The following is a 2,145-nucleotide window of genomic DNA, read 5'->3' on the forward strand; positions in this document are numbered from 1 at the left end:
CAAGCACGGGCTCCATTGCACATAAAGTGTAGCTGGTGCTATGGACATCCATTCCGATTTTTAGTATTCTATTCATAAATGACCTCCTTTTGTATGTGGTAAACCACTGTCTATTGATTTAGTCGTCGATTACAGTATAGTGGCGAATCCACGATATTACAAATGTGAGGTCATTTCATATTATCTTGACCACAGGCTTGTTGCAGAGCATAAGGATAAGGATGATAAGGATCAGACGGTTACAGTAAGTAAGCCTGCACTTGATTCTCCAAAGACAGGAGATGAAAGCTCTCTTCTCATCTGGATTGCCATAGCAGCCATTGCAGCAGGTCTTGGCGGGTTTATTACTGCACGTGAAGTGAGAAAGAGAAAGGACAGAGACTAACCTTTAAGTGGGACATGTGCCCACATACATTTATTTGTGAATTGGCAATTTACAAATTGAAAAATTTACAAATTGAAAAAAGTGTGAATCTGTGATAAAATCTGTCAAATAACCATACTGAATCCGGGAGGTAACCGGTATAATCTCGGCCTGAGAATACATTATTCTAAAATGAAACGAGGGAAGAAAATGAAAAAAAGATTATTTAGCATAGTGCTTACCCTTTGCATGGTACTGGCACTGATGCCGCAGATGGTGTTTGCAGAAGACATAAGCGGAGTCCATAATGAAAATGTGACCGTTAATAGCGGTGATACAATTTCCGACGGCACATTCAATGGACAAGTGAAAAACGAAGGGACTATTAACGGTGGCATCTTCAATGGAACTGTATATACTTTACAAGGGACAATCACTAATGGGATATTCAATGGTAAGGTAACAAATGGATCGTATGGTACAATTAGCGGCGGTACGTTCAAAGACCAAGTAACTAACAGCACGGGAGGTCGTATCTCTGGCGGAACATTTAATGGAGCGGTAGATAATCATGATGGAGTTATTATTGGTGGAACCTTCAATCAACCGGTATACAGCGAGAGTCTTGCCATGATTAAAGGCGGTGTCTTCTATAGAGGTATTTCGGGTGATTTCGACATAGATAGCAGTCATTGCTCCGTAACCTTTAAGAATGAAGGTAGCGATTACGCAGTTGAGATAGTGAAGAAAGGCAGCAAGGCGGCTAAGCCTATCGAACCTGACGCACCGGAGGGCATGGTGTTTGCTGGCTGGTACTTGGACGAAGAACTCAAAACTCCGTACGATTTTGAAAGCGAAGTTAAAGATAACATAACCCTCTATGCTGGATGGGAAGAAGAAAAAATCACCTTGACTGTGCCTTTCACCACTACAGTTGAGGTGAGCGGAAATGCTTCACCGGGTGAGACAACCTTTAACCTCGAGGTTGTAAATTCCCAGGGAAATGAACTGCAGCCGAATGATTACAATGTGAAAATTACCGCATCTGTTGAAACAGATGGTGCAGGAGACTATAACGGTAATTTAACTTTCACAGGAACAGCGTCAGCGATTTTGAGAATGTTTGATAAAGAACGTGATGAATACGGATATATATATGTTAAGCAGGCGGGTGTAAATGATTCGAACTGGGATGTTGATGAAGCAGCATGGGGGCTTTTCCATAGAAGTGTTGTTGAATTAAGTGACGAAGAAGTAGAACCTTCCCCTATCTGTATTTTCCCTGCAGTAAAAGACGGTACATCATACCATGTAGAATATGGTGAAAATGGTGTAGACAAAATGACGTTCGTCAACAAATATGCCAGCTCGGCGGTCGATTCTTCAGGTTCTGAGGGCACAACAAACGGAGAGGCCGACAAGGACTCAAAGGCTGACGCTGAAGATTCAGCCAAGACCGGTGACGATACTAACTTGGCTCTGTGGCTGGCACTGATGCTTCTTGCCGGAGCAGGCATAACAGGCACTACCATATACACAAGAAGAAAAAGAACAAATGAATAAAATAAAATCTTAAATGAAATATCAAACAGGAACGGTAACGTATTTACGAAACCGTTCCTTTTTCATTTGAAGAAAGTAACCGGTAAACCACCGTAATCGGTAAACCACCCGTGCCTTTACAAACAAAGAACAAAAGAAAACGAGGAACCTCTTGCGAGAATTCCTCGTTCTTTGTTTTCTGTATTTCAACCAGGCCAGCATCGCTGCTGGCAAGGCTA

At 42.1% G+C, this 2,145-nt stretch carries 2 protein-coding genes; both read left to right on the forward strand.

Annotation, left to right across the window (positions count from 1 at the left end):
• The first annotated feature begins 139 nt into the window (after positions 1–139).
• Positions 140–385, forward strand: coding sequence for an LPXTG cell wall anchor domain-containing protein (locus FYJ65_RS09415; RefSeq protein ID WP_206157393.1), 246 nt, complete (start codon positions 140–142; stop codon positions 383–385).
• Positions 386–574: 189 nt separating this feature from the next.
• Positions 575–1,927 (forward strand): InlB B-repeat-containing protein, encoded by a 1,353-nt coding sequence (locus FYJ65_RS09420; RefSeq protein ID WP_206157394.1) that lies wholly within the window; start codon positions 575–577, stop codon positions 1,925–1,927.
• The last annotated feature ends 218 nt before the right edge of the window (positions 1,928–2,145 follow it).

Source organism: Mogibacterium kristiansenii, assembly GCF_009695905.1.
Classification (GTDB): Bacteria; Bacillota; Clostridia; order Peptostreptococcales; family Anaerovoracaceae; genus Mogibacterium_A; species Mogibacterium_A kristiansenii.